This is a genomic window from Streptomyces sp. SCSIO ZS0520 (assembly GCF_025643355.1).
Lineage (GTDB): Bacteria > Actinomycetota > Actinomycetes > Streptomycetales > Streptomycetaceae > Streptomyces > Streptomyces physcomitrii.
This window is the reverse complement of sequence record NZ_CP092644.1, coordinates 6,988,367-7,014,863: the sequence shown is the minus strand read 5'-3', so window position 1 is coordinate 7,014,863 and position 26,497 is coordinate 6,988,367. Positions and strand designations below refer to the sequence as shown.

The window sequence follows — 26,497 nt, the reverse complement described above, 5'->3', positions numbered from 1 at the left end:
TCGGGTGCTGTGCCGCGAAATCGCGGCGAACACGACCCTCGTGGAGCAGCAGGGACGAGATGGTCCAGGACTGGACGGTACGGGCGTGCCCTGAGTCACATGCTGGCGTCGCCCTGGCAGCCGATGCCCCCCGGACGCTCCTTCTCGTCCCGGGCGGCTGCCCTGAGGTGGGCGACATCGTTGATAACCAGGTTCCGGCGGCCGAGTGTGAGGGCCCCGGCCGCCTGAAGCTGGCTGAGAGCGTCAAGCGCTGATGAGCGACTCATGGACGCCATGGTGGCCAGCTCCGTGCGGACCATGCCCAACTCAACGACCAGGCCGTCGTCGCCGTGCGGGTGGCCGATTTCATCTGCGAGGTGACTGACGATTCGGGCCATGCGCGCCACGCGTGGCAGGTGCGCGAGGTCCGCTCGCAAACGTTCGTGGCTGTTAAGCCGTTCTACGGTCAGCCGGTAGACCACCGTCTCCAGGCGATGACGCTCTATGTAGCCGCGGAAGGCGTGAGCCGGCAGAACGAAGCCTGTACACGGACGGACCGCGGTAACAGTGGCCGAGCGTGGGCGCCCGAGTAAGACGCCCATTTCCCCGAGCACTTCGCCTGGTCCGCGCAGCGTCAGCGTCAGTTCGTCCCCGCACTCATTGATCTGCGTCACCTTTACCAGGCCGTCGACCAGTGCGATGACGGAGTCCGGCGACTCCCCTTCTCGCAACAGCACGGATCCACGCCGGAACGTTCGCCGGCGCCCGCGTTCCACGAGGTCGCGCCATACGTCGGCGGATACCAGGGAGCAGAAGTTCATCAGCGGCCTGCCTTCCTGGTATGTCATCCGACCACGGTCGCGAGAGCGAAGGCGGTGCAGCCCGCAACCGCAAACATGAGCGACCACTGCACACGGCGGTGCTTGATCCAGGCGATCTCGCTCATCACCACCAATTGCCGCGCCAGCGGTGGCAACGGATCTTTGTCCCGGAGAACCTCTTCGAGCGCCGCCGGTTCCAAGTGTCGAACATGCCCGAAGTACAAAAAGTCGTCATCCCGTTCAGGCCCCCGCCGCTCCTTTCGGAGGTTCGGCGAAATGGCCCAGGCAGCGCAGCAGGCGCCGCCCACCATGAGCAAGACGCCGCACCACAGCAACAACCGTGATGCGCCCGAGTCGAGGTCACCCGCGGACCGTTGAGAACTCGCCAGCAGTCCTAAGACAGCCAAGGACGTGGATTGCATGGTCAGCGCAAACGAGGCCTTCGAATCAGCCTTGGCTGTCAAATCCGCAACGGCCGCCTGAATCCGCCACGCAGTCTCCGTCGACTCGACCGCCATCAGCGCTCCCCCTTTGTGTCAGGCAGGGCATCCACCTGTCAGCCCGGGCAGAAGCATGGACAACGCAGGCGTTCCGAAAACCTCACTTGGGACACTTTGGCCAAGAACGGACTCCCCGGGTGCTGCAGCAGGATGCGACTCGCCTGACGACAGGGTTCCTCCCCGCGTACTGGACACGCGCCAACAACGAAAGCGTCTGGATCCCACAAGAACCAGCGCCAAAGCCGAGCGTGAACCTGAAGCGCTCCGGTAGCGCCCAGGACTGACAACGGACGCCACTTCCCGACCCCGAACGTCCGACTCCTACGGGACCGAGTTCACCAGGCGCTCGGCATCGCCGACGAGGAACCGGCCCACCCCATCACTCACTCACAGTGAGCATCCAAGCTCATGATTCGCCAACTATGCCTCTCATGATTTGCCAACAAGGATTCTCCACGTGCTCCCGACCTGCGCGTCCCGGTCCATGATTCGCCAACTACAGTTCTCGGTCACAAGGTGCATAAGATCCCCGGCATGACACTGCGCCCCGTCCTGGTGAACATCAAAGCTGTCGACGACTCGGCGGTCGGCCGGTTCTGGGCGGAGGCGCTCGGCTGGCAGGCCTCCGGCGGGGAACCCGGGGCGACCGCCGTCAAACCGGACGGCTTCGACTGGCGGGACCCGGTCTCCGTCTGCCTCGACGTCATCGCCGTGCCGGAGCCGAAGACGGCGGTGAAGAACCGGGTGCACCTCGACCTCGCCACCACCTCCGCCGCCCATCAGGCGGAGCTGATCGCCCGTCTGCGGGACCTCGGCGCGACCCCCGCCGACGTGGGCCAGGGCGAGGTGCCGTGGACGGTCCTCGCCGATCCGGAGGGCAATGAGTTCTGCGTGCTCGAACCCCGGGAGGTCTACCGGGACACCGGGCCGATCGCCGCCGTGGTGGTCGACTGCGCGGATCCGCGGACCATGGCCCGGTTCTGGGACCAGGCGATCGACTGGACCCTGCACGAGGTGACCGAGCAGCGCGCGGTCTGGCGCTCCGCCCGGGGCGTCGGCCCGTACCTCGAATTCCTCCGCGTCGGCGGGAAGAGCGTGCCGGACCGCGTCCATCTCGACCTGGTGCCGGACGCCGGTGACGACAAGGCGGCGGAGGTGGCCCGGCTGCGGGCGCTCGGCGCCGGGGATCTCGACATCGGGCAGGGCGAGGTCCCGCGGACGTGCCTGGTGGACCCGGAGGGCCATGAGTTCTGCGTCCTCGCCCGGTCGTAGGGAGTGCCGTGCGGCGGTGCGCTCCCCCGGCCGGGGCTCCGACGACCTCCCGGCGGCCGGGCCCGGTCGCGGTTGACCTTGAAACGGTTGACCTTGAAACGGTTGACCGTGACACGGTTGACCTCGACACGGTTGACCTTGACACGGTGGCAAGCTCTTCACTCCTCGTCGAGGAGGTGGTCTCGATGACGACCACGGGACAGGAGTCCGGGGCGGCCGGGCAGACGGAGGCGGTACGTACGCTCAAGGGGCTGGCGGACGCGCGGCCGTCCGTACGGCTGGGGGCGGCGCTTGCGGCCGGTGCGCACCCCGACCCGCGCTACGTCGGCACGCTGATCGAGCGCTGCGCGAGCGAGCCCGAGTTCTTCGTCCGCGACACGCTGACCTGGGCACTCACCCGCCACCCGGTGTCCCTGACGCTGCCGGGGCTGCTCCGCGCACTCCGCTCGGAGCACGCCCAGGCCCGGAGCCAGGCCCTGCACACCCTCTCCAAGATCGGGGACCGGGGGGCCTGGCCGTCGCTCACCCGGGCGCTCCTCGCCGACGCCGAGGACGAGGTGGCGCGGAGCGCCTGGCGGGCCGCGGTGGTACTCGTACCGGAAGGCGAGGAGCCCGCCCTGGCCGCGGCCCTCGCGACGCAGCTCGGGCGCGGTGAGCGGGAGACGCAGCTGAGCCTGAGCCGGGCGCTGGTCGCGCTGGGCGAGGTGATCGTGCCGGAGCTGCTCGCGGCGGAGGCGGCCCCCGACCCCCGGGTACGCGCGCACGCACTGGCCACCCGGCAGCTGCTGCGCGACCCGGACACCGGCTTCGGGTACGCCGTCGAGGAGGCGAAGCGCGTCGTGGCGCTCGGCGGCTCCGAACCGGAGGGAGGCCTCTAGGTGTTGATCGGTGAGGTGGCGCGGCGGTCCGGGGTCAGCGCCCGGATGCTCCGGCACTACGAGTCGCTCGGCCTGGTGCGCCCCGCGGCCCGCAGCGGCTCCGGCTACCGGGAGTACTCCGGGGAGGACGTCCGGCGGATCTTCCACATCGAGAGCCTGCGGGCGGTGGGGCTCTCGCTGCGGGAGATCGGACGCGCGCTCGACGACCCGGGCTTCACGCCCACCGCGCTCGTCGACGACCTCATCCGCCGCACGCGCGAACGCCTCGCGGCGGAGGGCGAGTTGCTGACCCGGCTGGGCCGGATCCGGTCCGCGGACCCCGGCGGCTGGGACGACGTCCTGCGGGTGGTCGCCCTCCTCCAGGCGCTGGGTTCGAAGAGCCCCGGCGCCCGCCAGCGCGCCGCCCTCTCCTCGGCCGAGGAGGTCCCGGTGCCGGTGGAGGCCCTGGCCGAGGCGGCGCTGAACGAGACGGAGCCCCATGTCGCCGGGGCCCTGCGCTGGGCGCTGGCCCGCTCCGGCGAGGGCGTCCCGGCCCTGCTCGCGGAGGGCCTCGGCTCACCGGCGGCCGCGGTGCGCGAACGGGCCGTACGGTCCCTCGCCGAGCTGCCCGGCGAGGAGGCCGCCGCCCTGCTGCGGGAGGCCCTGGCCCACCCCGACGAGGTGGTCCGCGGGCAGGCGGCGCTGGCGCTCGGGACGCGCGGGGAGACCGGCACCGTCCCGACGCTCCTGGACATGATCGTGGCGGGCCGGAACGACACCGACGCCGCCGACGCCCTGAGCGTGCTGGCGGGCGACCCCGCGGCGGCGGACCGGATCGCTGCCGAACTCCTCGAACGCCTCGGCCGCGAGACCACCGCGGCGCCCGCCCGCGGACGGCTGACCCAGGCGTTGGCGGACATCCCGGGGGCCAGGGCCGCGGACGGCCTCGGGGCGCTCTCGGGGGATGCGGACCCCGCCGTCGCGCTGACCGCGCGCTATCTGCTCCGGCTGCGCGGGGCGGGGTGACCGGCTGCCGCCACGGTCTCGGCGTATCTCTCCGCTCGCTCGCTCGGGCTTCGCGGAGGGACCATGACGGGGCCCGCCCCGGGTGCCGCGCGCCCCGCGCCGGTCCACGCGCGGCGAGGAGGCCTCAGCTTCCGGCGGCCTCGCTCCCGACCGCCTCCGCGATCCGCCGGGCGGCCTGGGCGGGCGTGAGGTACGTGGTGTCGACGACCTCGGCCGCGGTGTGCAGCCAGGTGCGGGCGGCCTCGGCGTACGGGGCGAGGTACCGGAGCCGGAACGGGGAGTCGGGGCCGATGGCGGTGTCGCCCGCGATACGCGCGCGGAGGGTCTCCTGATCCGCGTGGAGGACGAAGTGCCGTACCGGGATGGCGTGGTGGGCGAGGCCCGCGCTGATCTCGCGCCAGTACTCCTCGACCAGGACGGTCATGGGCATCACCAGGGTGCCACCGGTGTAGTCGAGGACGCGGCGGGCGGTCTCCACCACGAGCTGCCGCCAGGGCGGCCAGTGCTGGAAGTTGTCCGTGGCGGGCAGCCCCGGCGTGATGTCCATGAGGGTCTCGCCGACCTTCTCGGCGTCGAACACCCGGGAATCGGGCAGCAGTTGCCGCACCTGCGCGGCGGTCGTCGTCTTGCCCGCGCCATGGGTGCCGTTGAGCCATACGATCACGGACCCACGCTAGGGCGGTCCGGCCGCGTACGTCTGCCGCGCGGTCGGGCGAGGCCGTCGCGGGCCGCGGGGCTCCGCTCTTACTGCGGTCCGTCCCGTGCGCATTCCTGCGGTCCGTCCCGTACGACCGCACGCACGCCCCACGCCCGAGCCGCCGCGCCTTGCCGCAGGGGCATACGGTGTTGCCCATGACGCAGGCCGACGGAGAACTGGACAGCTTGGTACGCGGGCGGATCCGGGCGCTGCGGGTGGCCCAGGGCTGGTCCCTGGAGGAGCTGGCCTCCCGGGCGCGGCTCAGCCAGTCCACGCTCAGCCGGATCGAGAACGGGCAGCGGCGCCTCGCCCTGGACCAGCTCGTCACGCTCGCCCGCGCGCTGGACACCTCCCTCGACCAGCTGGTCGAGAGCGCCGCCGAGGAGGTCGTCTCCAGCCCGATGATCGACGCCGCCCACGGGCTGATGCGCTGGCCCCTCAAGGCGGAGCCCGGCATGACCGTCGTACGCCAGCGGATGACCGAACCGCCGCCCGACAACCCCGCGCGGATGCGGGCCCACCCCGGCCGCGAATGGCTCGTGGTGCTGTCCGGCACCGCGGTGCTGCTCCTCGGCAACCGGCGGCTGCGGATCGAGACCCATCAGGCGGCGGAGTTCCCCACCATGCTCCCGCACGCCATCGGCGCCGAGGGCGGCCCCTGCGAGATCCTCGGCATCTTCGACCGCGACGCCCGCCGCGGCCACCAGCGCGGCAAGGACCCTGGCGGGATGCAGAGCCCGGAGGCATGAGCGCTCCCGGCACTGCGAGCACTGCCAACGCTGCGAGCACTGAGAGCGTCGTGAACGCCATGAACGCTGTGAGCGCGGTGGAGGCGTGTACGTGGCGGAGGCCATGGATGCCCTGAGCGCCGCGAGCGCTTCTTGCGCGTACGGCAGCAGGGCGGGCCATCGTCTTGCGTATCGCGAAAACATCCTCCCGGTAGACGCAAGACCCGCCTAGCTTGGCGGCATGGACCACACCCCGCACTCCCCCTCGCCCCACACCCCGCACTCCTCCTCGCCCCACACCACTCACGCGAGCGGCCACGGCGGCCACGGCGGCCACGACCACACCGCCGACCAGTCGGAGATCCTCGACCTGGACGCGGAAGTCCTCGCCGACCACCTCGACGCGCTCACCGCCTGGCTCCCGGTCGGGGCCGCGCCCCGCCGCATCCTCGACCTGGGCTGCGGCACCGGGGCGGGCACCCTCGCCCTGCTCGGCCGCTTCCCCGGGGCCGAGGTGACCGCGGTGGACGCCTCCGCCGCGCACCTGGACCGGCTCCGCGAGAAGGCCGCGGCGGTGGGAGCGGACGACCGGGTGCGCCTCGTACAGGCCGACCTCGACGCATCCGCCTGGCCCGGCCTCGGCACCCCGCAGCTGGTGTGGGCCTCGGCCTCCCTGCACCACCTGGCCGACCCCGCCCGCGCCCTGCGCCGGGTACGTGAACTCCTCGCCCCTGGCGGGCTGTTGGCGGTCGTCGAACTCGCCGGGTTCCCCCGCTTCCTCCCCGCGGACGCCCCCGAGAGCGCCCCCGGCCTGGAGGAGCGCCTCCACGCCGTGCTCGACCACCGGCACGCCGCCCAGCTGCCCCACCGCGGCGCCGACTGGGGTCCCCTGCTCACCGGGGCCGGATTCACCGTCGAGGATCAGCGCACCCTCCGCCTCGCCATCGGCTCCCCGCACACCGAGGCCGTGGGCCGCTACGCGCTCGGGGGCCTGCGCCGGATGCGCGAGCGCGCCGCCGCCGAGCTGGCCCCCGGCGACCTGGCCGCCCTCGACCGGCTGCTCGACACCGCGGGCCCGCAGAGCCTCCTGCGCCGAGCCGACCTGGCCGTACGCACCGAGCGCACCGCCTGGGCCGCCCGCCGCGACTGAGCGGCACCCCGCGCACCGCGCGCACCGCGTGCACCGATGAGCTTCCGCGCCCCTCGGCGGAGTTCGGGACGTACGGGGGTGGGGAGCAGGCCGCGGGAGCGCCCCGGGGCCCTCCCGCGGACGCCGTCCGGAGGTCGCGCCGACGCCGTCCGGGGCCACAATGGGGCACATGAACCTGGACGACCTGGTCCGGCTGCGCCGCGCGCGGGACACCATGGACCGGGACTACGCGGAGCCGCTGGACGTTCCCGCGCTGGCCGCGGTGGCGCTGATGTCGCCGGGGCACTTCTCCCGCAGCTTCCGCACCGCCTTCGGCGAGAGCCCGTACAGCTATCTGATGACCCGGCGGGTGGAGCGGGCCAAGGCGCTGCTGCGGCGGGGCGATCTGAGTGTGACCGAGGTCTGCTTCGCGGTCGGCAGCACCTCGTTGGGCTCCTTCAGCTCGCGCTTCACGGAGCTGGTCGGCGAGAGCCCGAGCGCCTACCGCGCACGCGGCCACGAGGAGAGCGCCGCGATCCCGCCCTGCGTCGCCAAGTACGCCACCCGCCCGGTCAGGAACTGAACCGCCCTCGGGAAGGGGGCTCCGGCCCGGCTCCGCCAGGCGAACCGCTCACGCGAACCGGCCGGGCGAACGGGTCAGCCGAACCGGTCAGGCGAACCGGTCAGGAATGGAGAAGCAGGATCCGCCCCCGGCTCGTAGCGTCGTCGGCATGGACATCAAACTCGCCACCTGCTTCCTCGCCGTCGACGACCACGACAAGGCGCTCGCCTTCTACCGGGACATCCTCGGCCTGGAGGTACGCAACGACGTCTCCTTCGAGGGGATGCGCTGGGTGACCGTCGGCAGCCCCGCCCAGCCCGATGTGGAGGTCGTCCTCGAACCCCCGCTCGCGGACCCCAACGCCTCCGCGGCCGACCGGCAGGCCATGGCGGAACTGCTCGCCAAGGGGCTGCTGCGCGGGGTGCACTTCGCCACCGACGACCTGGACGCCACCTTCGAGAGAATCCGGGCGGCCGGCGGCGAGGTGCTCCAGGAGCCGATCGACCAGCCCTACGGCGTCCGCGACTGCGCCTTCCGCGACCCGGCGGGCAACATGCTCCGCTTCAACCAGGCCCGCGGGAAGTAGGGCCGCGGGCGGCGGGACCGCCGGGGGCCGGGACATGACCCGTTCGTACGGTAGTGTCCCGGCCCCGGCCTGGGAGGACCCGGGGCCGAGCGCGGACGGTTCCATCGGCGGACGCGACGGCGGAGCCGGATCCGGCCGCGTGAGCCGGACCCGAAGACGGACGCGCAGACGAAGACGGACGCAAGGACGGGGACGGGGACCGCTGGGGGCGGACCCTGCCACAGAGCGGAGAGAGCATGAGCAAGCCCAAGGGGACGGACACGCAGCCGCCCGCGCCGCACGCCGCGGACAGCCACGACCTGATCCGGGTGCACGGCGCGCGCGAGAACAACCTCAGGGATGTCAGCATCGAGATCCCGAAGCGGCGCCTGACGGTGTTCACCGGCGTCTCCGGCTCGGGCAAGAGCTCCCTGGTCTTCGACACGATCGCCGCCGAGTCGCAGCGGCTGATCAACGAGACGTACAGCGCCTTCGTCCAGGGCTTCATGCCCACGCTCGCGCGGCCCGAGGTGGACGTGCTCGACGGGCTGACCACCGCCATCGCCGTCGACCAGCAGCGGATGGGCAGCGACCCCCGCTCCACGGTCGGCACCGCCACCGACGCCAACGCGATGCTGCGCATCCTCTTCAGCCGCCTCGGCGAGCCGCACATCGGACCGCCCGGCGCCTACGCCTTCAACGTCCCCTCGGTGCGGGCCAGCGGGGCGATGACGGTCGAGCGCGGCGCCAAGAAGGCGGAGAAGGTGACGTACTCGCGCACCGGCGGCATGTGCCCGCGCTGCGAGGGCCGCGGCTCGGTCTCCGACCTGGACCTCGGCCAGCTCTACGACGACTCGCTCTCGCTCCACGAGGGCGCGCTGACCATCCCCGGCTACAAGACGGGCGGCTGGAACTACCGGATGTACACCGAGTCCGGCCTGGTCGACCCGGACAAGCCGATCCGCGGGTACACCAAGCGGGAGCTGCACGACTTCCTGCACCGCGAGCCGACCCGGCTGAAGATCGCGGGCATCAACATGACCTACGAGGGCCTGGTCCCGCGGATCCAGAAGTCGATGCTCGCCAAGGACCGGGAGGCGATGCAGCCGCACATCCGGGAGTTCGTGGACCGGGCGGTCACCTTCACCACCTGCCCCGACTGCGAGGGCACCCGGCTCACCGAGGGCGCCCGGGCCTCGAAGATCAAGCGGGTCTCCATCGCCGACGCCTGCGCGATGGAGATCCGGGATCTGGCCGAGTGGGTCCGCGGCCTGGCCGAGCCCTCGGTGGCGCCGCTGCTCACCGCGCTCCAGCAGACCCTGGACTCCTTCGTGGAGATCGGCCTCGGCTATCTCTCGCTCGACCGGCCTGCGGGCACCCTCTCCGGCGGCGAGGCGCAGCGGGTGAAGATGATCCGCCACCTCGGCTCCTCGCTCACCGATGTCACCTACGTCTTCGACGAACCCACCTCGGGCCTGCACCCGCACGACATCCAGCGGATGAACGAACTGCTGCTGCGGCTGCGCGACAAGGGCAACACCGTGCTGGTCGTGGAGCACAAGCCGGAGCTGATCGCCATCGCCGACCATGTGGTCGACCTCGGCCCGGGGGCCGGTACGGAGGGCGGCACCGTCTGCTTCGAGGGCAGCCTCGCCGGGCTGCGCGGCAGCGACACCGTCACCGGGCGCCATCTGGACGACCGGGTCGCCGTGAAGGAGGCGGTACGCGAGCCCAGCGGCGCCCTGGAGATCCGCGGGGCCACCGCGAACAACCTGCGCAAGGTCGACGTGGACATCCCGCTCGGGGTGCTGACCGTCGTCACCGGGGTCGCGGGTTCCGGCAAGAGCTCGCTGGTGCACGGTTCGCTGCCCGGGCAGGCCGGTGCCGAGGGTCTGGTGTCGATCGACCAGAGCCCGATCCGCGGCTCGCGGCGCAGCAACCCGGCGACGTACACCGGTCTGCTGGAACCGATCCGGAAGGCCTTCGCCAAGGCCAACGGCGTGAAGCCCGCGCTGTTCAGCGCCAACTCCGAGGGCGCCTGCCCGCATTGCAACGGCGCCGGGGTCGTCTACACCGACCTGGCGATGATGGCGGGAGTGGCCAGCACCTGCGAGGAGTGCGAGGGCAGGCGGTACCAGGCCTCGGTCCTGGAGTACCGCCTCGGCGGGCGGGACATCAGCCAGGTGCTCGCGATGTCGGTGGCCCAGGCCGAGGAGTTCTTCGGCTCCGGCGAGGCGCACACCCCGGCCGCCCACCGGATCCTGGACCGGCTCGCGGACGTCGGGCTCGGCTACCTCACCCTCGGCCAGCCGCTCACCACCCTCTCCGGCGGCGAACGGCAGCGGCTGAAGCTGGCGACCCATATGGCCGAGAAGGGCGGCGTCTACGTCCTCGACGAGCCGACCACCGGACTGCACCTCGCCGATGTCGAGCAACTGCTGGGCCTGCTCGACCGGTTGGTGGACTCCGGCAAGTCGGTCATCGTCGTCGAGCACCATCAGGCGGTCATGGCCCACGCCGACTGGATCATCGACCTCGGCCCCGGCGCGGGCCACGACGGCGGAAAGATCGTCTTCGAGGGCACCCCCGCGGACCTGGTCGCGGCCCGGTCCACCCTCACCGGTGAGCACCTGGCGGAGTACGTGGGCGGGTGAGGCCGACCACCGGTCCGCTCGCCCGGGCGGACTGTCGGCGGATCCGGTCGCCCGGGCGGGCTCTCTGCGGGTTCGGTCGCCCGGGCGAGCTGAGGGCCGATCCCGTCAACTGCCGTGCGCGGGACCGGACTCGGGGGCGCGGGCGGCCCGCTCGGTTCCACCGGGGGTACGCCCGCTCCCCCGGCGGGTGAGGAGCGGCAGGCACACCAGGGCGCCGAGAGCGTGGAGCGCGGCGGCGGCGAGCAGTGCCGCGGGGACCGAGAACGTGGCGAGCAGCCCGGCGAGTCCGGTGCCCGCGGCGAAGCCGGTGATCTTCAGGCTGGCCCCGGTGGTGAAGACCTGCGCGTGCAGGTAACCGGGCGCGTCCCGGTGGCGCACCGCGAACAGGGCGGTGAGCTGCGGACCCCCGGCCGCCCCGAGGGGCAGGACGGCCGCCAGGAGCAGCAGCGGCACACCCGTGGCCGCGAGCAGGCAGGCCGCCGCGAGCGCCAACGGCGTCCAGAACAGCAGGAGTTCGGGCCGGACGAGAGATGCGCGGCGGGCGAGCAGCGCATTGCTCAGCAGGGAGACGAGCGCCGCCGCGGTCAGCAGATGGGCGCCCCGCCCCGGCGCACCGAAGGCCGCCGCGCCCAACAAGGGGACGCAGGCGAGAAACGCGCCCTCGCCCGCACACCCGCACACGGAGGCGGCGGTGGCCCGTGCCAGGGCGCGGGTGGCCCCCAAGGCGCGGACACCCGCGCGGAGTTCGGCCGCCAGGCCGGGCGGCGCCCAGGTGGCCGACCTCGCGCGGGCGCCGACGCGGAAGCGGGCGGCCAGGTCCGGCAGCGTACGGACGGCCGCCAAGGCGCGGACGCACACGGGTAGTTGAGCCATGAGGCCCGGCAGCCTACGGATGGGCGCCAAGTGGCGGAACACGGACGGGAGTTGAGCCGTGAGTCTCGGCGGCGTACGACTGGGCACCAGGTCGCTGACGCACGAGGGAAGTCGGGGCACACGGCCCGGCAACGCAGGGCGGGGCGCCAAGTCTCGCAAGTCGGCGGGGAGTTGAGCGGCGGTGCCCGGCGGGCAGACGGCCGTCCCGTCCGGCGTGCGGCCCTCAGGGCGTGTGCGGCTCTGCTCCCCCGGACGGCCGCCGGGTGCCCCGCCTCGCGGGGGCAGGCGCAGGGCCACCGGCGCGGCCGCCCCGATGAGCAGGGCGGCGAGGAGGACGCCGTACGGTGCCCCGGCGAGTGCCGCCGCGGTACCGGCGAGGGCGGGGCCCGCGAGCGCGGCGAACTGGAAGGTCATGGCGTCCCTGGCGTTGGCGCGTGCCAGGCCCTCGGGGCTTACCAGGCGCGGCAGTTGGGAGGTCCAGCCGCCGGAGAGGGCGGGGCCGAGCAGGCCCGCGCAGCCCGCGAGTGCCGCGCTCAGCACGAAGGGGGCGCGGCCGAGGCTCACGAGCAGCAGGAGCAGCGCCGCCGCGTGGCCGCCGAGCGCGAGGGCGAGCAGTCGGCCCGGCCGCGCCGAGCGGTCGAGGAGGGCGCCGAGCAGCGGCCCGCCGAGCGCCGCCGCCGCGGTCAGGGCGGCGAGCAGCCCCGAGGCCCGCGCGGCGGAACCGGTGACGGCCAGCGCGGTCAACAGCAGGGCGGGGCCGCAGAGTTCGTCTCCGGTACGGGCGCTCGCGGCACCGCCGAGGTAGACGCGCGGGGTGCGGTCCGGCCGGGCGCCCGCACTGCGGTCCGGCCAGGCACCCGCACTGCGCTCGGGCCGGGCGCCCGCACTGTGCTCGGGCCGGGTGCGGGGAAGGCGGTCGGGCCGGGCTCGGGGTGGGTGACCGGGGCCGCCGGGGGGACGGTTTCGCATGGGCGGCACGGTAGGGACGTAACGCAGAAGTTGACCAGGCGCGTTACATTGGGCCGGTGACTGCCTCCGCGTACGAGTGGTCCACGCGCCACTCGGTCCTGACCAACGCCCGCCGGACCGCGGCTCTGGTGAACGTCCTCTCCGAGGAGGACGCCGACTCGGAGGCGGTGGCCGAGGTGCTGCGCGCCTACGGGGAACGCGGCCCGCTCACGCTCACCGGAGCCGAGGTGAGCGCCATGCGCGAGGTGGCGCGACAGCTGCGTACCGTCTTCGCGGCGGACGGCACCGACGCGGCGGCCGAGGCGCTGAACCAGCTCCTGGCGCGGACCCCCGGCGCGCTGCGGCTCAGCGCCCACCAGGGCGGCACGCCCTGGCACCCGCACCTGGACAGCAGCGACGAGGCCCCCTGGGACGAGTGGTTCCTCGCCTCCTCCTGCCTCGCCCTGATGGTGCTGGTCTGGGACCAGCAGCGGCCCCCGGGCGGAGTCTGCGCCGCGGACCGCTGTACACGCGTCTACCTCGCCCAGGGCAGCGGAATGGCCCGCCGGTACTGCTCACGCCGGTGCGCGACGCGGTCCAGAGTGGCGGCGCACCGGGCTCGCTCCTGAGCGGGGCGGACGGAGCCGGGCGGATAGAAGCCAAGCGGACGGAGCCGGGCGAGCGGGGGCCAGACGGACGGGGCCAGGCGGACGGGGGCCAGGCGCAAGCGAACCGAGCGGACACGGGTCGAGCAGGCCCGGACCAGGCGAGCCCGGACCGGACGGACGCGGACCCGGCGAACGCAGGCCGGGCGTACGGGCCAGGCGGACGCGGGCCAGGCGAACGCGGCAGAGCCACGCTCACCGCAGCGCGACCCTCACCACAACCCGCCCCGCCCTCACCGCAGTGCCACCATCACCGCGTCCGTAGTCGAGCACCAGGCCTGTCGGGCCTCGGTGAAGCCCTGGGCGCGGAGGGTGTCGGCGTGCCACTGGACCGTGGTGGGCCGGTCGGGGCGGGGTGCCGCGTGGTCGGCCGGGGTGCGGGGGTCGCCGAGCAGGGCAAAGCGGCGGGCGGCGGGTTCGGCGAGGGCCTCGTCCTCGGCGAGGTGGCGCCACCAGTGGGACCAGTCCAAGGCGCCCTCGGCCAGGGCGCGTTCCTTGCGCGCACAGTGGAAGGCGGCGACGGCGGCGTTGATGCGCGGGGCGGACTCGTCGGTCATGTGGTCGGCGTTGAGGAAGGCGCCGCCCTCCCGGACCGCCTCGGCCAGCTCCCCGTACAGCCTCCGCAGCGGGGCCTCGTCCAGCCAGTGCAGGGCGGTCGCGGTGAGGACGACGTCGTAGGTGCGGTGCGGCAGGGCGGACCGCCAGTCGGGGCCGGTGAGGTCGGCGGTGACGAAGGCGGCGCGGGGCTCGTCCGCGAAGTGGCCGCGGGCGATGGTCAGCAGGGCCGGGTCGAGGTCGACGCCGGTGCTGTGCGCGCCGGGGAAGCGGCGGAGCAACCGGTCGGTGATGCTGCCGGTGCCGCAGGCCAGGTCGAGGACGCGCGGTTCGGTACCCACCAGGGCCTCGACCAGGTCCAGCATGACCCGGAACCGCTCCTCGCGGTCGGGCATGTACCACTCCTGCTGGCGGTCCCAACTCTCCTGCCAGGCACCCCAGTTCGTACCGCTCGCGGTCACGGTCATGCGTCCTGCCTCCTTGCTCCGGCCCCGGTGGCGGGCCCGCGACGCTCCTCGTCACGGCCTCCGTCAGCGCGGGACGGCCTTTCCTGATCCCTGCTTTGATCCCTGCTTTGATCCCTGTGCTGGTCCCCGTCCTGATCCCTGCTCCAGCGGTCGCGGGCCCGGTCCGGGGACCGTCGCCGCCTCCGGGCCCGGTTCTTCCGCCGGTTCCTGTCCGCTCAGCGCCGCCTCGACCAGCTCCCGGCCCGCCGCCGAGCGGGGTGCCGCGAGCAGCGCCGCGCACTCCCCCGCCTCGGCCACCCGGCCCGCGTCGAGGATCACCAGATGCTCGGCCAACTGCCGTACGAGGCCCAGCTCGTGGCTGATCCAGAGCAGGGCGGTGCCCTCGGAGCGCAGCCGGTCGGCCACCGCGAGCAGCCGGGCGGCGGCCACCGGGTCCAGGGCGCTGGTCACCTCGTCGCAGATCAGCACCCGGGGCCGGGCCAGTGCGGCGCGCGCGAAGGCGGCCCGCTGGAGTTCGCCGCCGGAGAGCCCGCCGGGGCCGCGCCGGGCCGTCTCCTCGGGCACGCCCAGCTCGTCGAGCAGGGCGGCGGCCTCCGCGCGGGCGGCGGCGGGGCTCAGCGCCCGCAGCCGTACGGCGGTGCGGGCCACCTGGTCGAGCACCGGGCGGCGCGGGTCGAAGGAGCCCTTCGCCTCCTGCCAGACGTACTGGAGCCGGCGGATCTGTGCCGTGCCCCGGCGGCGCAGGATGTCCAACCTCACGCCGTCCAGGTGGACTTGGCCGTTGTGGCGCTCGTGGAGTCCGGCCAGGCAGCGGGCCAGGGTGGTCTTGCCGCTGCCGGAGCGCCCGGCGACCGCCAGGCAGCCGCCCGGGGCGAGCCGCAGGCCGATGTCGTGCAGCACCCGGCCGCGGCCCCCGGGGCGCAGCCAGGCGTGCAGCCCGCTGACCTCCAGGCCTTCGGCGGCGGCCACCGGCGGTGCGGACTGCGGGCGCGGGCGCGGCGCGGGCAGGGCGGTGCGGGGCAGCACCTCGGCGGGGCTGCCCTCGGCGGCCACCCTGCCCGCTTCGAGGCGGACGGCGCGGTCGGCCAGCGCGCGGACCAGGCCGTGGTCGTGGCTGAGCAGGAGGAGGGCGAGGCCCTGACCGGCGAGGGCGGTGAGTTCGCGGGTCAGGTCGAGCCGGGTGACCGCGTCGAGACCGGTGCCCGGTTCGTCGAGGACGAGGACCCGCGGCCCGCAGGCCAGGACCTGCGCCAGCGCGACCCGCTGCCGCTGCCCGCCGGAGAACTGGTGCGGGAAGCGGCGCAAGATGCCCCGGTCGTACGGGAGTTGGGCCCCGGCGAGCGCGGCGGCGGCCGACTCGGCGGGGGTGCGTCCCGGCTCCGGGCGGTGCAGCCGGGCGAGTTCGGTGAGCACGGCGCCGGTGCGCCGGGCCGGGTTGAGCGCGCTGCCGGGGTGCTGCGGCATATACGCGAGGGTGCCGCCGCGCACCTCGGCGGCGCGGTCCGTGACGCCGCCGGGGCCGAGCACGGGGACGCCCGCGACGGTGATCTCACCGCTCAGGCGCACCCCCGGTTCGTACTCGCCGAGCAGGGCGAGCGCGGTGGTGGTCTTGCCGCTGCCGGAGGGCCCGACCAGCGCGGTGACGCGGCCGGCCGCCAGCCGCAGGTCGACCCCGTCGAGGAGGAGTCGGTCCCCGGCGCGCGCGGTGAGCGCGCGGACCTCGACCAGCGGGTCCCGGCCGGTCGGCTCCCCGGTCAACTCCTCGGTCGGCGCGCTCACTCGGGTGCCTCCTCGGCCCGTACCGCGAGCGCCCGGCCCGCGGGGGCGGCCGTACCCGCCTCGGCGGCGGGGGCGAGCAGGCGGTCGGCGAGGAGGTTGAGGCCGACGGTGAACATCACCAGCATCGCGGCCGGGGCGCAGACCGCCCAGGGCTGGACGAGCAGGGCCTCGCGGCTGCCGGCAACCGTGACGCCCCAGTCGGCGGAGGTGGGCTCCATGCCGAGGCCGAGGAAGTTCGCGGCGGCGACGGTGAAGACGGCGGTGGCGATCCGGGTGCCGATGTCGGCGGCGGCCACCGGCAGCACCGCCCTGCCGATGTGGCCGAAGAGCACCCGGGAGCGGGACTCGCCCTGCATCCGCATCGCCTCGGCCACCGGGCTCCCGGCGGCGTCCAGCGCGGCGGCGCGGACCAGGCGGGCCACGGCGGGGACGTTGAGCGCCGCCACGGTCAGCGCGATGGCGAGCGGCTGCCCGCGCCAGCCCACCCCGACCACGCTGATGACAAGCAGCGAGGGCAGCGGCAGCAGGATCTCCACCGGCCGCATCAGGATCTCGTCGACCGCCTGGTGCCTGCTCGCCGCGGCGGCGAGGCCGAGGGTGCCGCCGAGGAGGTAGGCGAGGGCCACCGCGCCGGTGGCCACCCCGAGGGCGCTGGGTCCGCCGCGCAGCAGCAGGCCGAGCACATCGCGTCCCATGCCGTCGGTGCCGAGCGGATGCCCGCCGCCTCGGGCGTAGGGGGCGCCGTCCGCGGGGGTGACGAGCGGTGCGAGCAGGGGCCCGAACAGGGCGGTCGCGAGCGGCAGGGCGAGCAGCAGGGCCGCTCCGGTGGCGAGCAGGCGCCGGGGGCGGTGTGGGGCGGGGGCCGTCATCGCAGCACCTCCGTGCGCGGGGCGAGCCGGTGGCAGACCAGGTCGGCGGCGAGGTTGACGAGCAGGGCGAGGGCGGCGAGCAGCAGGGTCAGCGCCTGCACGGTGGGGACATCGCGGTTCTGCACCGCGTCGACGAGCGCGGTCGCGGTGCCGGGGATCGCGAAGACCGCCTCGACCACCAGGACGCCGCCGAGCAACTGGTCGCCGGTGCGGGCGAGTTCCTGCACCCCGGGGACCGCCGCGTTGGGCAGGACATGGCGGAGGACGAGCCGCCCGCGCGGCACCCCGAGGCGGCGGGCCTGCACCGCGTAGCCCGCGGAGAGCGCGGCGAGGGTGCCCGCGCGGATCTGCCGGGAGAGCAGGCAGACGGTACGCGCGAGGAGCACGGCCACCGGCAGCACGAACAGGGCGGGGTGGCGCAGCAGATCGCCGCTGTCCGCGCCCACCCAGGTCGAGGGCAGCCAGCCGAGGCGCAGCGAGAAGACCGCCACCAGGGCGAGGGCGAGCACGAAGTCGGGCAGCGAGGTGAGGGCGAGCAGCACGGCGGACAGGGCCCGGTCCAGGCGGGTCCCGGCGCGCAGCCCCATCAGGAGGCCGAGCACCACGGCGAGCGGCACCACCAGGGCGGCGGTGACCGCGGCGAGCAGCAGGGTGGCCGCCAGGGAGTCCGCGAGGATCGCGGTGACGGGCTGGTGCCCGGCGAGCGAGGTGCCGAGGTCGCCGTGGAGCAGGGCACCGGACCAGTCGGCGAAGCGCTCCACCAGGGGCCGGTCCAGGCCGAGTCGGGCCCGCAGCTCGTCGACCTGGACGGCCCCGGCCTGCTCGTTGAAGGCGACCTCGGCGGCGTCCCCGGGCAGCATCGAGGTGAGCAGGAAGACGACGACGGCGAGCACGGCGAGCTGGCCGAGGGTGAGCAGGCCGCGGCGCAGCGCGTAGCGCAGCATGCTCAGCGGTCCCCTCGCCCGGTCCGACGCGCGGCTCGCGGCCCGGCGGGCGGGGCTTCGTACGCGCTCATCTCAGGTGAGCCAGACCTTGTCGAAGCGGGCCCAGTCCACGGTGTTGGGCGGGGCGGCGCGGACGCCGTGCAGCCGGTGCGAGACGGCGTTCAGCCAGTCCGGGTGGCCCCACAGGAGCAGTCCGCCGCGCTCGCGCACGGTGCGCTGGAGGCGGCCGTAGCGCGCGCCGCGGTCCCGCTCGTCCACCACGGCCTGGGCGGCGGCGAAGTCCGCGTCGAAGTCCTCGTGCCGCCAGGCGGTGGCGTTCTGCGGGGAGTCGCGCAGCAGCCGCTGGCTCAGATAGGTGGGGATGGGCATGGCGCCGCAGCGGTGGCTGCCGAGGGTGCCCTTGGTGAGCATGTCGGTGAAGTAGCTCTCCGGCGGGCCGCTGCGCACCTCGACGCGCAGCCCGGCCTCCCCGGCCTGCTGGGCGAAGAGATGGGCCGCGTCCACGAATCCGTCCGCGGCGGTCGAGGTGTAGAAGTCGATCTTCTTGTTGAGCAGTCCGGTGCGGCGCAGCAGCCGCCGCGCCTCGTCCACGTCGCGCTCGCGCTGCGGCACCCCCTGCGGGTAGTACGTGAACCCCTTGCCGTACATGTCGTTGCCGAGTCCGCCGCGCCCGCCGAGGACCACCTCGACGAGGCGTTCGCGGTCGGCGAGGAGCTTGAGCGCCATGGCGGCGTCGGGGTCGTCGAAGGGCGGCCGGTCGGTCTTGAGCGCGATGCCCTCGGCGCTGCTGCTGGGCGCGGAGACGATCCGCACCCGCGGGTTGCCGTCGACCACGCGCGCGAAGGTCGGCGTCATCTCGTGCGCGTAGTCGACCTCGCCCGCCTGGACGGCGCTGCCGCGGGCCTCGGTGGCGGCGGAGTGGATGCGGATCTCGTCGAGGTAGGGCGCCCCGTCCCAGTGGTCGTCGAAGCGGACGGCGGTGAAGGAGCGTCCCGCGGTGAAGGAGCGGAAGCGGAAGGGGCCGGTGCCGACGGGCTTGCGGGGGTCGCGGTAGCCGCGGCGCACGACGGGGGTGCCGGTGGTGGCGAGCAGCGAGGGCAGTTCGGCGCCGGGGGCCTTCAGGACCAGTTCGACGGTGCGGGTGCCGATCGCGCGCGAGCGCCGCAGGTCGATCAGGGCGAGCGAGGGCCGGGCGAGGTGGTCGGGGGCCTTCGGGTCGAGGATCCGGGCGAGGCTGTACAGGACGTCCTCGGCCTCCAGCCGGTGCCCGTCGTGGAAGACCGCCTCGCGCAGCGTGAAGCGCCAGACCCGGGCCTCGGCGTCCGGCTCCCAGCTGCGGGCGAGCCGGGGCACCGGGCGCAGGTCGGCGTCGAGGTCGACCAGCTTGTCGAAGACCGCCTTGTGCCGCGCCATGTCCACGAACTGCCGCTGGGCGTGCGGGTCCATGGTCTCCTTGGCCCCGAAGCCGGGGAAGGCCGCGCGCAGGGTGCCGCCGCGGCGCGGGGGCCCGCCGCCCTCGCCGCCGCCGTCCGCGGCGCAGGAGGTGAGCAGCGCGGCCCCGGTGGCGGTGGCGAGCCGGAGGAAGCCTCGACGGGTGCTGTCGGCCTGCACGCTGTTCCTTTTCGCCGTGATGTGCTCGCGGGGCCGGGGACGCGGAGGTCCGCGCACACCCCTTATTGCGAATAGCTCGCAATAAGTCGCCTTCGCCAAGAGGGCATCACGGAAGGCCGGGCACCGTCAAGAAGGCGCTCGTCACATCACCGGGCGCCGCCAACTGCCCCTGCACGCCGCCCCGCACGCCCCCTGGGCCCGCCGGCGACCGGGCCGACGCGGCTCCCACCGCCGCGCACACCGGCCGGGGCCGGCTCGGCGGCGGGCGTGAACTGCCCTGCCACAGCCGCCAGTTGGTCGCGCAGCCGGGTGAGCCGGTCGATCTCCGCGTCGAGGGCGGCCACCCGGCCCGCCACCACGTGCGCGGTGCCCGGGTGGGGCGTGCCCCCGCAGCGGCGCGGGGCCGGATCGCCCGCCAGCTCGTCGAGCCGGTCCGCGCAGCGCCGTACGTCCCGCACCGTGAGCCCGAGGCCGAGGAGTTCCCGGACGACCCGGATCCGGGCCAGGTCCGCGGACCCGTAGACGCGCTGCCCCGAGGCCGAACGGACGGGCGCGGGCAGCAGCCCGTTCTGCTCGTAGAACCGCAGCGCCCTCGGTGTGGTGCCCGCGGCCGCCGCCGCGTCGCCGATCCGCATGGCCTCCTCGCCGCTCCGCATGGCCGCGCCCTTCCTTCCGTACGGGCCCCGCCGGACCCGGTGCCTGCCGTCCCCGGGGGCCGGTGCCGCCGCCGGGCTCGCCGGGCGGCTCACCCCTCGCCGGTGAGGTCCACGAGTACGGTGCCGAAGTGGGCGCCGCCCAGCATGTCCTGCAACGCCCGCGGCGCCCTTTCCATGCCCGGGATCCTGACGTGCGGGAAGCTGATCTCCCCCGCCCGCAGCCAGTCGCCGAACCGGGCCAGCCACTCGGGCCCGGCCTCGGGGTGGTCGCCGCCGTTGAGCCCGTACAGCGTGATGCCCTTGGTGATCACCCGGAAGACGTCGACGGCGGTGGGCGCGCTGCCGCCGCCCCGCGCGGGGTCCAACTGCCCGGAGAGCGCGCCCACCAGGGCGAAGCGCGCGCCCTGCCGGGCCGCGAGCACGGCCGCGGCGAGCTGCTCGCCGCCCACGTTGTCGAGGAGGACGTCGATGCCCTCGGGCGCGGCGCGGCGCAGCTGCTCCGCGAAGGACCCGGCGCCGCGCACCAGCACCGCGTCGTAGCCGAGTTCCGTCCGCAGCCGCTCGGCCTTCGCCGGGGAACCGGTGGTGCCGATCACCCGGGCGGCGCCGAGCCTGCGCGCGATCTGCCCGGCCAGCGAGCCCACCCCGCCCGCGGCCCCGGTCACCAGGACGGTCTCGCCCTCCCGCAGCCCCGCCAGGTGCACCAGCCCCGCGTAGGCGGCCGAGCCCGAGGACAACCGGGCCGCCGGATCGGGCAGTTCGGCACCCACCGGAGTGCACCCCTCCACGGGGACGCTCGCGTACGTACGCCAGCCCGCCAGATGCTCCACCAGCGCGCCCTCGGCCAGTCCGCTGCCCGGCGGCGCGCTGACGACCTCCCCGAGGGCCGGACCGAAGAGCGTGTCACCGACGCCCAGCGGGGGCAGCGGCAGTCCCTCGGTGTCCCCGCCGAGGAGGGTGCGCAGACCGGCGAAGAGCTGGAAGTACCGGTTGCGTACGAGGACTTCGCCGGGGGCGGGCCGCGGCAGGGGCCGCTCGACCAGCTCGAAGTCGCCCGCGCGGGGCAGCCCTTCGGGCAGGCGCCGCAGACGCACCTCGGTGGCGGAAGCGGGCAGGGCGGGGCTCATGGTTCCTCCTGGCGGGACGGCCGGTGGCGATCGGCGATCACCGATCGGGCGGCGAAGCTAACTCCTGACCCGCACGTCAGGGGCAAGGGGGATTTTCGGTTCGGTCGCGGTCGGCGGTCGCGGTTGCGGAACCGGTTTCGGAACCCGTCGCGGTCCCCGGCCGCGGTCTCGTCCTCGGCCCGGGCCCGGACCCGCCCCCAGCCCCCGGCAGCCCGCCCGCACCCCGATCCGGGGGGGGAGGCGGCGTCACCCTGGTCCTCTCCGCAGGATGCGGCACCCTCGCTCACGTCGCAGGGAGGCGCGCCCTCAGCCTCCTGACCGGCGCCCCGGCCCCCTCACCAGGCGGCGCCCCCGCCTTCCAGGCACAGGCTCCACCGGCCCTGGTGCCCGTCGAGGACCACCGTGGAGAGCGGGCGGGCGTCGATGTTCCAGTACGTGCCGGGCGGGGCCTTGAGCGCGTAGACGACGGCGGCGCGTACCACCGAGGCGTCCGCGACGGCGAGGACGCGGCCGTCGGCGGTGACCGGCCGGGTGTCCAGCCAGCGGCCGATGCGGCTGATGAAGCCGAGCAGCGACTCCCCGCCGTGCGGGGCCGAGCGGGGCTCGCCGAGCCAGTGGTCGACCGCGCCCGCCTCGTGGGCGGCGACCTCGGCCAGGGTGTGCCCGCGCCAGCGGCCCATGTCGCAGTCGCTCAGGGCGGGTTGGGGCAGGGCGGCGTAGCCGAGCGCGTGGGAGGTGTCGCGGCAGCGCGGGGAGGGTCCGCAGTAGCGCAGTTCGGCCACGCCCAGGGGGACCAGCGCCGGTGCGGCGAGCTGTACTTGGTCCCAGCCCAACCGGTCGAGGGGACGGTCGTCACCGAAGCGTTCGGAGAGCAGTGAGGTGCTGCGCGCGGCTGCGAGAAGCGTGACCCGAACAGGCATGCGGCGATCGTGGAGGCGCGCGCCCGGGCGGTCAAGGGCGCATGCCGGGCGCTCGGCCACGCGTGCGCGCCGGTTCGTGCCCGGATGCCCCGCCGCCCGGGCGGCCGTCCGGTCGGCCGCGCCTCAGCCCCGTACCTCCGACCAGGCCTCACCGAGCCGCTTCACCCCTTCCGCGACCTCCGCGGTGCTCGCCACGGCCGCGTAGGTGAGCCGCAGGTGCGGGGCCGGGGGTTCGGCGCTGAAGTAGGGGCGGCCGGGCGCCACGGCGACACCCCGGCGCAGCGCGGCGGCGGCGAGCGCGCCCTCGTCCGCGCCGTCCGGCAGCCGCAGCCACAGGTGGTAGCCGCCCAACGGGAGGTGGGTGAGGGCGAGTTCGGGCAGCACGGTCCGCAGTGCGGTGGCCATGGCCGTCCGCCGCCCGGTCAACTCGGCGGCCACGGCGCGCAGATGGCGCGGCCAGGCGGGGGCGCCGACCAGTTCGAGGGTGGCCTCCTGGAGCGGGCGGGGCACGAAGAAGTGGTCCACCACCTGGATGGCGCGCAGCCGCTCCAGGACCGGGCCGCGGGCGGCGAGGCAGCCGATCCGCAGGCTCGGCGAGGTGGCCTTGGTCAGCGAGCAGACGTGCACCACCACGCCCTCGGTGTCCTCGGCGGCGAGCGGGCGCGGCAGCGGCCCGCTGTCCTGGTGGGCGAGGCGGCGGATGTAGTCGTCCTCGACGACGAAGGCCCCGGCCTCCCGGGCGAGGGCGAGCACCTCCCGGCGGCGCCCGGCCGCGAGGACCGCGCCGGTCGGGTTCTGGAAGAGCGGCTGGCAGACGAAGACCCGGGCCCCGGTCGCGCGGAAGGCCTCCGCGAGGAGTTCGGGCCGCACCCCCTCGGTGTCCACCGGCACCGGCACCGGGCGCAGGCCCGAGGCGCGGGCGATGGCGAGCATGCCCGGGTAGGTCGGCGACTCGACGAGGACGGGGGCACCGGGGCCCGCCAGCGCCCGCAGCGCGGTGGTCAGGGCGTTCTGGCCGCCGGAGCAGACCAGGACCTCGGCCGCGGTGACCGCGCCGCCGATGCCCCGGGCGAACCAGTCCCGCAGCTCGGCGAGCCCCTCGACCGGCGGCCTGCCCCAGGCGCCGGGCCGCCGTCCGGCCCGGGCGAGGGCGCCGGACATCGCCCGCTCCGGCTGGAGCGAGGGGTGCAGATAGCCGCCGTTGAACTCGATCACCCCGGCGGGCGGCGCGGCGAGGGTGGCGAGCACCCCGGAGGCGTCGACCGTGCGGGGCACCGCCTCCGCCGTCGACTCGGCGCTGAGCGCGACCTCCTGCCAGGAGGTGTCCCCCACCACCGGCCGGGCCCGGCCCCCGGCTCCCGGGGCGCGGAAGGCACCGGCGCCGGGGCGGGTCACCACCAGCCCCTCGGCGACCAGGACTGCGAGCGCGCGGGAGACGGTCACCGGGCTGACCCGGTAGCGCTCGACGAGCTGCCGACTCGACGGCAGCTTCTCACCGTCCGAGTAGCGGTTCAGTTCCCCGCGCAGCCTTTCGGCCAGCTCACCCACGCTGCTACGCTCGTTCATGAGGACCGAGAATAGCGCTACCGACGCAAGCCCGATAGCAGTCGCCCCACCGCCGGCCACCCCGGGACCCACCGGTACGAAGGCCGGGAGCACCCCCTCCAACACCACCGGCACCACCGGCCCCGCCGCCGGAACCGCCCTCGCCGCGCTCGGGGTTCTCGCCTTCTCGCTGACCTTCCCGGCCACCGCCTGGGGCCTCGAAGGCTTCGGCCCCTGGTCGCTGGTGACGGTGCGCTCCGTCCTCGCCGCACTGCTCGCCGGGGGCTGCCTGCTCGCCCTGCGGGTGCGGCCGCCCGCCCGCCGCCACCGGTGGCCGCTGGCCGTGGTCGCCGCCGGGGTGGTGCTGGGCTTCCCGCTGCTCACCACTCTCGCCCTGGAGACCTCCACCACCTCGCACGCCGCCGTGGTCGTCGGGCTGCTGCCGCTGACGACGGCCCTGTGCTCGGCGCTGCGCACCGGGGCCCGGCCCTCGCGGACCTTCTGGACGGCCGCCTGCGCGGGCGCCGCCGCCGTACTCGCCTTCACCCTCACCCAGAGCGGCGGCGCCCTGAGCCGGGCGGACCTCTACCTCTTCGGGGCGCTGCTGATCTGCGCCGCCGGGTACACCGAGGGCGGCCGCCTGGCCCGGGAGATGCCCGGCTGGCAAGTCATCGGCTGGGCGCTGGTCCTCGCGCTGCCGCTCACGCTGCCCGGCGCGGCCCTCGCGCTGGCCGCCGAGCCCGCGGCGCTGACCGCGCACAGCGTCACCGGGCTGCTCTGGGTGGCCGCCGGTTCGCAGTTCCTCGGCCTGGTGGTCTGGTACCGGGGCATGGCCGTGATCGGCATCCCCAAGGCGAGCCAGCTGCAGCTCGCGCAGCCGCTGCTCACCCTCGGCTGGTCGGTGTGGCTGCTCGGCGAACCGCTCGGCTGGGCGGCCCCGGTGACCGCGCTCGCCGTCCTCCTGTGCATCGCGGCCACCCAGCGGGCCCGCGGCTGAGAGTCGCGCGCGGCCCCGCGGTCGTAAACTGGCCGGGCGGACAGGACCGGGCCGGTGAGCGGCTGTCCTGGCAGTACGAGGAGGTGACTCCCGATGCACGCAACCAAGGGCGACGAGCTGCGGGTGCACGGCAGGGTCGTGGGCCAGCAGGACAAGGTCGCGGAGATCGTCGAGGTACTGGGCTCGGGCGGGAATCCGCCCTATCGCGTCCAGTTCGAGGACGGGCACCGGGCCATCATGTCGCCGGGGCCGGACAGCGTCGTCCAGCACCGCGGCGGCAGCGGCCGGACCGGGCAGGATCTCGACGACACCCCCTAGGGGCTCCCCGAGCCGGCCCGATCCGGCCGCGGGACCCCGCGGGGCCGAGCCCGCGGGGGCGCCCCGTTCTCAGGCGGGCGGCACGGCCCGGTCGCGGTAGTGGCCGGTGACGATGCGGCGCAGCGCCCCCGCGGGGTCGCGCACCACGTCCTTCGCGGCGAAGTACACATGGCCCCGCACCTCGGGCGTCTTCTCGGCGAGCGCGAGGTGCCGGGAGAGTTCGGCCGGATCCCGCCAGGCCTTCGGCTGGGCCGGGTCGCCCGCCTTGTAGAGCGCCTCGCCGGTGTAGAGCCGGACCCCGGTGCCGCGTACGACCCCCGCCCACCAGGGCAGCAGTTCCGCGTAGTCGGCGCCCTTGTTGCCCAGGTGCCAGTAGAGCTGCGGGCAGACGTAGTCGATCAGGCCCTCGCGCACCCAGCCGCGGGTGTCCGCGTACAGCTCGTCGTAGGACTGGAGTCCCGCGCTCTTGGAACCCCGCGCGTCGGTGGAGGCGTTGCGCCAGATCCCGAAGGGGCTGATGCCGAAGGCGGTGCCCGGGCGGAGCTTCTTCAGGGCGGCGCCGGTCTCGCGCACCAGGCGGGTCACATTGTCCCGCCGCCAGTCGGCCAGGCTCCGCCCGCCGCCGTGCGCCTTGAAGGCCGCGGCGTCGTCGAAGCGCTGCCCGGCCACCGGGTACGGGTAGAAGTAGTCGTCCCAGTGCACCGCGTCCAGCGGGTAGCGGCGGACGGCGTCGAGCATGGCCTCCCGTACGAAGCCGCGGACCTCGGGCAGGCCCGGGTTGTAGTAGAGGGAGCCGCCGTAGCGGACCGTCCAGCCGGGATGCTTGCGCGCGGGGTGGCTCGCGGCGAGCCGGGCGGGGTCGTCGTGCTGGGCGATGCGGTACGGGTTGAACCAGGCGTGCAGTTGGAGCCCCCGGCTGTGCGCCTCCTTCACGGCGGTGCCCAGCGGGTCCCAGCCGGGGGCCTTGCCCTGGGTGCCGGTGAGCACGGCCGACCAGGGTTCGTGCGGCGAGGGCCACAGGGCGTCGGCGGCGGGGCGGACCTGGAGGACGACGGTGTTGAGGCGGCGGCGGACCGCGGTGTCGAGCAGGGCGAGGAGTTCGTCACGCTGGGCGGCGGCGCTCAGCCCGGGCCGCGAGGGCCAGTCGCGGTTGGCGATGCTCGCCACCCACATCCCCCGCAACTCCCCCTGCTTCGCGGGTGCGGGGCGGGCGGCGCCCGTGGTCGTCAGACCGGCGAGGGTCAGTGCCGCGGCCGTGCTGAAACCGCGTCGGCTCATGCGTTCCATGCGTCGGACCTCACATCAGATACTCGTAGATTTCGGGCATTTCGCCGCTAAGCATGCCCGACCCGGCCCGTGGACCCGTGGATGATCCGGAGTAACGTGCAGGGGCGAGGCGGACGCCGAGACCCGGACGGCCGCCGGCTTGAGGA

Annotated in this window: 25 protein-coding genes; 11 read left to right on the top strand and 14 right to left on the bottom strand. The window is 74.7% G+C overall.

What is annotated here, in order from left to right; all coding sequences use genetic code 11:
• Positions 1–95: 95 nt before the first annotated feature.
• Together MID12_RS28540 and MID12_RS28535 are read right to left on the bottom strand one after the other, a co-directional pair.
• Positions 96–827, bottom strand: coding sequence for a Crp/Fnr family transcriptional regulator (locus MID12_RS28540; protein WP_263171801.1), 732 nt, complete (start codon positions 825–827; stop codon positions 96–98).
• Positions 824–1,318, bottom strand: coding sequence for a Pycsar system effector family protein (locus tag MID12_RS28535; protein WP_263171799.1), 495 nt, complete (start codon positions 1,316–1,318; stop codon positions 824–826). The genes MID12_RS28540 and MID12_RS28535 overlap by 4 nt, the downstream gene beginning before the upstream one ends.
• Positions 1,319–1,834: 516 nt before the next feature.
• Here MID12_RS28535 and MID12_RS28530 point away from each other — a divergent pair.
• The 3 genes from MID12_RS28530 (at position 1,835) to MID12_RS28520 (ending at position 4,455) form a co-directional block, all read left to right on the top strand.
• Positions 1,835–2,572 carry a VOC family protein gene (locus MID12_RS28530; protein ID WP_263171797.1) on the top strand — a complete coding sequence of 246 codons (738 nt, stop codon included), beginning with the start codon at positions 1,835–1,837 and terminating at the stop codon, positions 2,570–2,572.
• A gap of 185 nt (positions 2,573–2,757) precedes the next feature.
• Positions 2,758–3,450 (top strand): HEAT repeat domain-containing protein, encoded by a 693-nt coding sequence (locus MID12_RS28525; protein WP_040255014.1) that lies wholly within the window; start codon positions 2,758–2,760, stop codon positions 3,448–3,450.
• Positions 3,451–4,455 carry a MerR family transcriptional regulator gene (locus MID12_RS28520; protein WP_263171795.1) on the top strand — a complete coding sequence of 335 codons (1,005 nt, stop codon included), beginning with the start codon at positions 3,451–3,453 and terminating at the stop codon, positions 4,453–4,455.
• A 124-nt stretch (positions 4,456–4,579) separates the two neighbouring features.
• Here the strand turns inward: MID12_RS28520 and MID12_RS28515 are convergent, their stop codons facing one another.
• Positions 4,580–5,119, bottom strand: a complete 540-nt coding sequence (locus tag MID12_RS28515) for an AAA family ATPase (protein ID WP_263171793.1) — start codon at positions 5,117–5,119, stop codon at positions 4,580–4,582.
• A gap of 188 nt (positions 5,120–5,307) precedes the next feature.
• On the opposite strand from MID12_RS28515, the gene MID12_RS28510 reads away from it, so the two are divergent.
• The 5 genes from MID12_RS28510 to MID12_RS28490 all read left to right on the top strand — a co-directional run bounded on the left by MID12_RS28510 (position 5,308) and on the right by MID12_RS28490 (position 10,790).
• Positions 5,308–5,901, top strand: a complete 594-nt coding sequence (locus tag MID12_RS28510) for a helix-turn-helix domain-containing protein (protein WP_186095482.1) — start codon at positions 5,308–5,310, stop codon at positions 5,899–5,901.
• Positions 5,902–6,121: 220 nt separating this feature from the next.
• Positions 6,122–7,030, top strand: coding sequence for a class I SAM-dependent methyltransferase (locus MID12_RS28505; protein ID WP_263171790.1), 909 nt, complete (start codon positions 6,122–6,124; stop codon positions 7,028–7,030).
• Positions 7,031–7,199: 169 nt separating this feature from the next.
• Positions 7,200–7,592: a helix-turn-helix domain-containing protein gene (locus tag MID12_RS28500; RefSeq protein ID WP_040258449.1), complete on the top strand. Its 393-nt coding sequence runs from the start codon at positions 7,200–7,202 to the stop codon at positions 7,590–7,592.
• A 148-nt stretch (positions 7,593–7,740) separates the two neighbouring features.
• Complete coding sequence (locus tag MID12_RS28495) at positions 7,741–8,157, top strand: VOC family protein (protein ID WP_040255010.1); 417 nt, start codon at positions 7,741–7,743, stop codon at positions 8,155–8,157.
• A gap of 236 nt (positions 8,158–8,393) precedes the next feature.
• Positions 8,394–10,790 carry an ATP-binding cassette domain-containing protein gene (locus tag MID12_RS28490; protein WP_040255009.1) on the top strand — a complete coding sequence of 799 codons (2,397 nt, stop codon included), beginning with the start codon at positions 8,394–8,396 and terminating at the stop codon, positions 10,788–10,790.
• A 105-nt stretch (positions 10,791–10,895) separates the two neighbouring features.
• Here the strand turns inward: MID12_RS28490 and MID12_RS28485 are convergent, their stop codons facing one another.
• Positions 10,896–12,632 (bottom strand): MFS transporter, encoded by a 1,737-nt coding sequence (locus tag MID12_RS28485; RefSeq protein WP_263171786.1) that lies wholly within the window; start codon positions 12,630–12,632, stop codon positions 10,896–10,898.
• 56 nt (positions 12,633–12,688) lie between these two features.
• Between MID12_RS28485 and MID12_RS28480 the strand changes: the two genes are divergently transcribed.
• Complete coding sequence (locus tag MID12_RS28480) at positions 12,689–13,240, top strand: CGNR zinc finger domain-containing protein (RefSeq protein WP_263171784.1); 552 nt, start codon at positions 12,689–12,691, stop codon at positions 13,238–13,240.
• A gap of 269 nt (positions 13,241–13,509) precedes the next feature.
• Here the strand turns inward: MID12_RS28480 and MID12_RS28475 are convergent, their stop codons facing one another.
• The 9 genes from MID12_RS28475 to MID12_RS28435 all read right to left on the bottom strand — a co-directional run bounded on the left by MID12_RS28475 (position 13,510) and on the right by MID12_RS28435 (position 23,770).
• On the bottom strand, positions 13,510–14,298 hold the full coding sequence (locus MID12_RS28475) for a class I SAM-dependent methyltransferase (protein WP_263171782.1): 789 nt from the start codon (positions 14,296–14,298) through the stop codon (positions 13,510–13,512).
• 63 nt (positions 14,299–14,361) lie between these two features.
• Positions 14,362–16,077 carry an ABC transporter ATP-binding protein gene (locus MID12_RS28470; protein ID WP_263171780.1) on the bottom strand — a complete coding sequence of 572 codons (1,716 nt, stop codon included), beginning with the start codon at positions 16,075–16,077 and terminating at the stop codon, positions 14,362–14,364.
• Positions 16,074–16,946: an ABC transporter permease gene (locus MID12_RS28465; RefSeq protein ID WP_263171779.1), complete on the bottom strand. Its 873-nt coding sequence runs from the start codon at positions 16,944–16,946 to the stop codon at positions 16,074–16,076. Before MID12_RS28465 ends, MID12_RS28470 begins: the two co-directional genes overlap by 4 nt.
• On the bottom strand, positions 16,943–17,890 hold the full coding sequence (locus MID12_RS28460) for an ABC transporter permease (RefSeq protein WP_040255005.1): 948 nt from the start codon (positions 17,888–17,890) through the stop codon (positions 16,943–16,945). Before MID12_RS28460 ends, MID12_RS28465 begins: the two co-directional genes overlap by 4 nt.
• A gap of 72 nt (positions 17,891–17,962) precedes the next feature.
• On the bottom strand, positions 17,963–19,501 hold the full coding sequence (locus tag MID12_RS28455) for an ABC transporter substrate-binding protein (protein WP_263171776.1): 1,539 nt from the start codon (positions 19,499–19,501) through the stop codon (positions 17,963–17,965).
• 146 nt (positions 19,502–19,647) lie between these two features.
• Positions 19,648–20,157 carry a MerR family transcriptional regulator gene (locus MID12_RS28450; RefSeq protein WP_317633411.1) on the bottom strand — a complete coding sequence of 170 codons (510 nt, stop codon included), beginning with the start codon at positions 20,155–20,157 and terminating at the stop codon, positions 19,648–19,650.
• Positions 20,158–20,246: 89 nt separating this feature from the next.
• Positions 20,247–21,284 carry an MDR family NADP-dependent oxidoreductase gene (locus tag MID12_RS28445; RefSeq protein ID WP_040255004.1) on the bottom strand — a complete coding sequence of 346 codons (1,038 nt, stop codon included), beginning with the start codon at positions 21,282–21,284 and terminating at the stop codon, positions 20,247–20,249.
• Positions 21,285–21,619: 335 nt separating this feature from the next.
• Positions 21,620–22,204: a histidine phosphatase family protein gene (locus MID12_RS28440; RefSeq protein WP_263171773.1), complete on the bottom strand. Its 585-nt coding sequence runs from the start codon at positions 22,202–22,204 to the stop codon at positions 21,620–21,622.
• A 123-nt stretch (positions 22,205–22,327) separates the two neighbouring features.
• The gene (locus tag MID12_RS28435; RefSeq protein WP_263171771.1) at positions 22,328–23,770 is read right to left on the bottom strand and encodes a PLP-dependent aminotransferase family protein; all 1,443 of its coding nucleotides are present in this window, start codon (positions 23,768–23,770) and stop codon (positions 22,328–22,330) included.
• Here MID12_RS28435 and MID12_RS28430 point away from each other — a divergent pair.
• Positions 23,769–24,746, top strand: coding sequence for a DMT family transporter (locus tag MID12_RS28430; RefSeq protein WP_263171769.1), 978 nt, complete (start codon positions 23,769–23,771; stop codon positions 24,744–24,746). The two genes, MID12_RS28435 and MID12_RS28430, sit on opposite strands and share 2 nt — an antisense overlap.
• A 93-nt stretch (positions 24,747–24,839) precedes the next feature.
• Positions 24,840–25,064, top strand: a complete 225-nt coding sequence (locus tag MID12_RS28425) for a DUF1918 domain-containing protein (protein ID WP_263171767.1) — start codon at positions 24,840–24,842, stop codon at positions 25,062–25,064.
• Between the two features lie 69 nt (positions 25,065–25,133).
• Here MID12_RS28425 and MID12_RS28420 read toward each other — a convergent pair whose 3' ends face one another.
• A complete protein-coding gene (locus tag MID12_RS28420) occupies positions 25,134–26,351 on the bottom strand; it encodes a glycoside hydrolase family 10 protein (RefSeq protein WP_263171765.1) in 1,218 nt (405 codons plus the stop codon).
• Positions 26,352–26,497: the final 146 nt, after the last annotated feature.

Excerpts from the sequence above, each read along its gene's own strand:
- MID12_RS28540 (WP_263171801.1), bottom strand. The coding sequence starts at position 827 with ATGACATACCAGGAAGGCAGGCCGCTGATGAACTTCTGCTCCCTGGTA.
- MID12_RS28535 (WP_263171799.1), bottom strand. The coding sequence starts at position 1,318 with ATGGCGGTCGAGTCGACGGAGACTGCGTGGCGGATTCAGGCGGCCGTT.
- MID12_RS28530 (WP_263171797.1), top strand. The coding sequence starts at position 1,835 with ATGACACTGCGCCCCGTCCTGGTGAACATCAAAGCTGTCGACGACTCG.
- MID12_RS28525 (WP_040255014.1), top strand. The coding sequence starts at position 2,758 with ATGACGACCACGGGACAGGAGTCCGGGGCGGCCGGGCAGACGGAGGCG.
- MID12_RS28510 (WP_186095482.1), top strand. The coding sequence starts at position 5,308 with ATGACGCAGGCCGACGGAGAACTGGACAGCTTGGTACGCGGGCGGATC.
- MID12_RS28505 (WP_263171790.1), top strand. The coding sequence starts at position 6,122 with ATGGACCACACCCCGCACTCCCCCTCGCCCCACACCCCGCACTCCTCC.
- MID12_RS28500 (WP_040258449.1), top strand. The coding sequence starts at position 7,200 with ATGAACCTGGACGACCTGGTCCGGCTGCGCCGCGCGCGGGACACCATG.
- MID12_RS28495 (WP_040255010.1), top strand. The coding sequence starts at position 7,741 with ATGGACATCAAACTCGCCACCTGCTTCCTCGCCGTCGACGACCACGAC.
- MID12_RS28490 (WP_040255009.1), top strand. The coding sequence starts at position 8,394 with ATGAGCAAGCCCAAGGGGACGGACACGCAGCCGCCCGCGCCGCACGCC.
- MID12_RS28485 (WP_263171786.1), bottom strand. The coding sequence starts at position 12,632 with ATGCGAAACCGTCCCCCCGGCGGCCCCGGTCACCCACCCCGAGCCCGG.
- MID12_RS28475 (WP_263171782.1), bottom strand. The coding sequence starts at position 14,298 with ATGACCGTGACCGCGAGCGGTACGAACTGGGGTGCCTGGCAGGAGAGT.
- MID12_RS28465 (WP_263171779.1), bottom strand. The coding sequence starts at position 16,946 with ATGACGGCCCCCGCCCCACACCGCCCCCGGCGCCTGCTCGCCACCGGA.
- MID12_RS28460 (WP_040255005.1), bottom strand. The coding sequence starts at position 17,890 with ATGCTGCGCTACGCGCTGCGCCGCGGCCTGCTCACCCTCGGCCAGCTC.
- MID12_RS28450 (WP_317633411.1), bottom strand. The coding sequence starts at position 20,157 with ATGCGGAGCGGCGAGGAGGCCATGCGGATCGGCGACGCGGCGGCGGCC.
- MID12_RS28445 (WP_040255004.1), bottom strand. The coding sequence starts at position 21,284 with ATGAGCCCCGCCCTGCCCGCTTCCGCCACCGAGGTGCGTCTGCGGCGC.
- MID12_RS28440 (WP_263171773.1), bottom strand. The coding sequence starts at position 22,204 with ATGCCTGTTCGGGTCACGCTTCTCGCAGCCGCGCGCAGCACCTCACTG.
- MID12_RS28430 (WP_263171769.1), top strand. The coding sequence starts at position 23,769 with ATGAGGACCGAGAATAGCGCTACCGACGCAAGCCCGATAGCAGTCGCC.
- MID12_RS28435 (WP_263171771.1), bottom strand. The coding sequence starts at position 23,770 with ATGAACGAGCGTAGCAGCGTGGGTGAGCTGGCCGAAAGGCTGCGCGGG.
- MID12_RS28425 (WP_263171767.1), top strand. The coding sequence starts at position 24,840 with ATGCACGCAACCAAGGGCGACGAGCTGCGGGTGCACGGCAGGGTCGTG.
- MID12_RS28420 (WP_263171765.1), bottom strand. The coding sequence starts at position 26,351 with ATGGAACGCATGAGCCGACGCGGTTTCAGCACGGCCGCGGCACTGACC.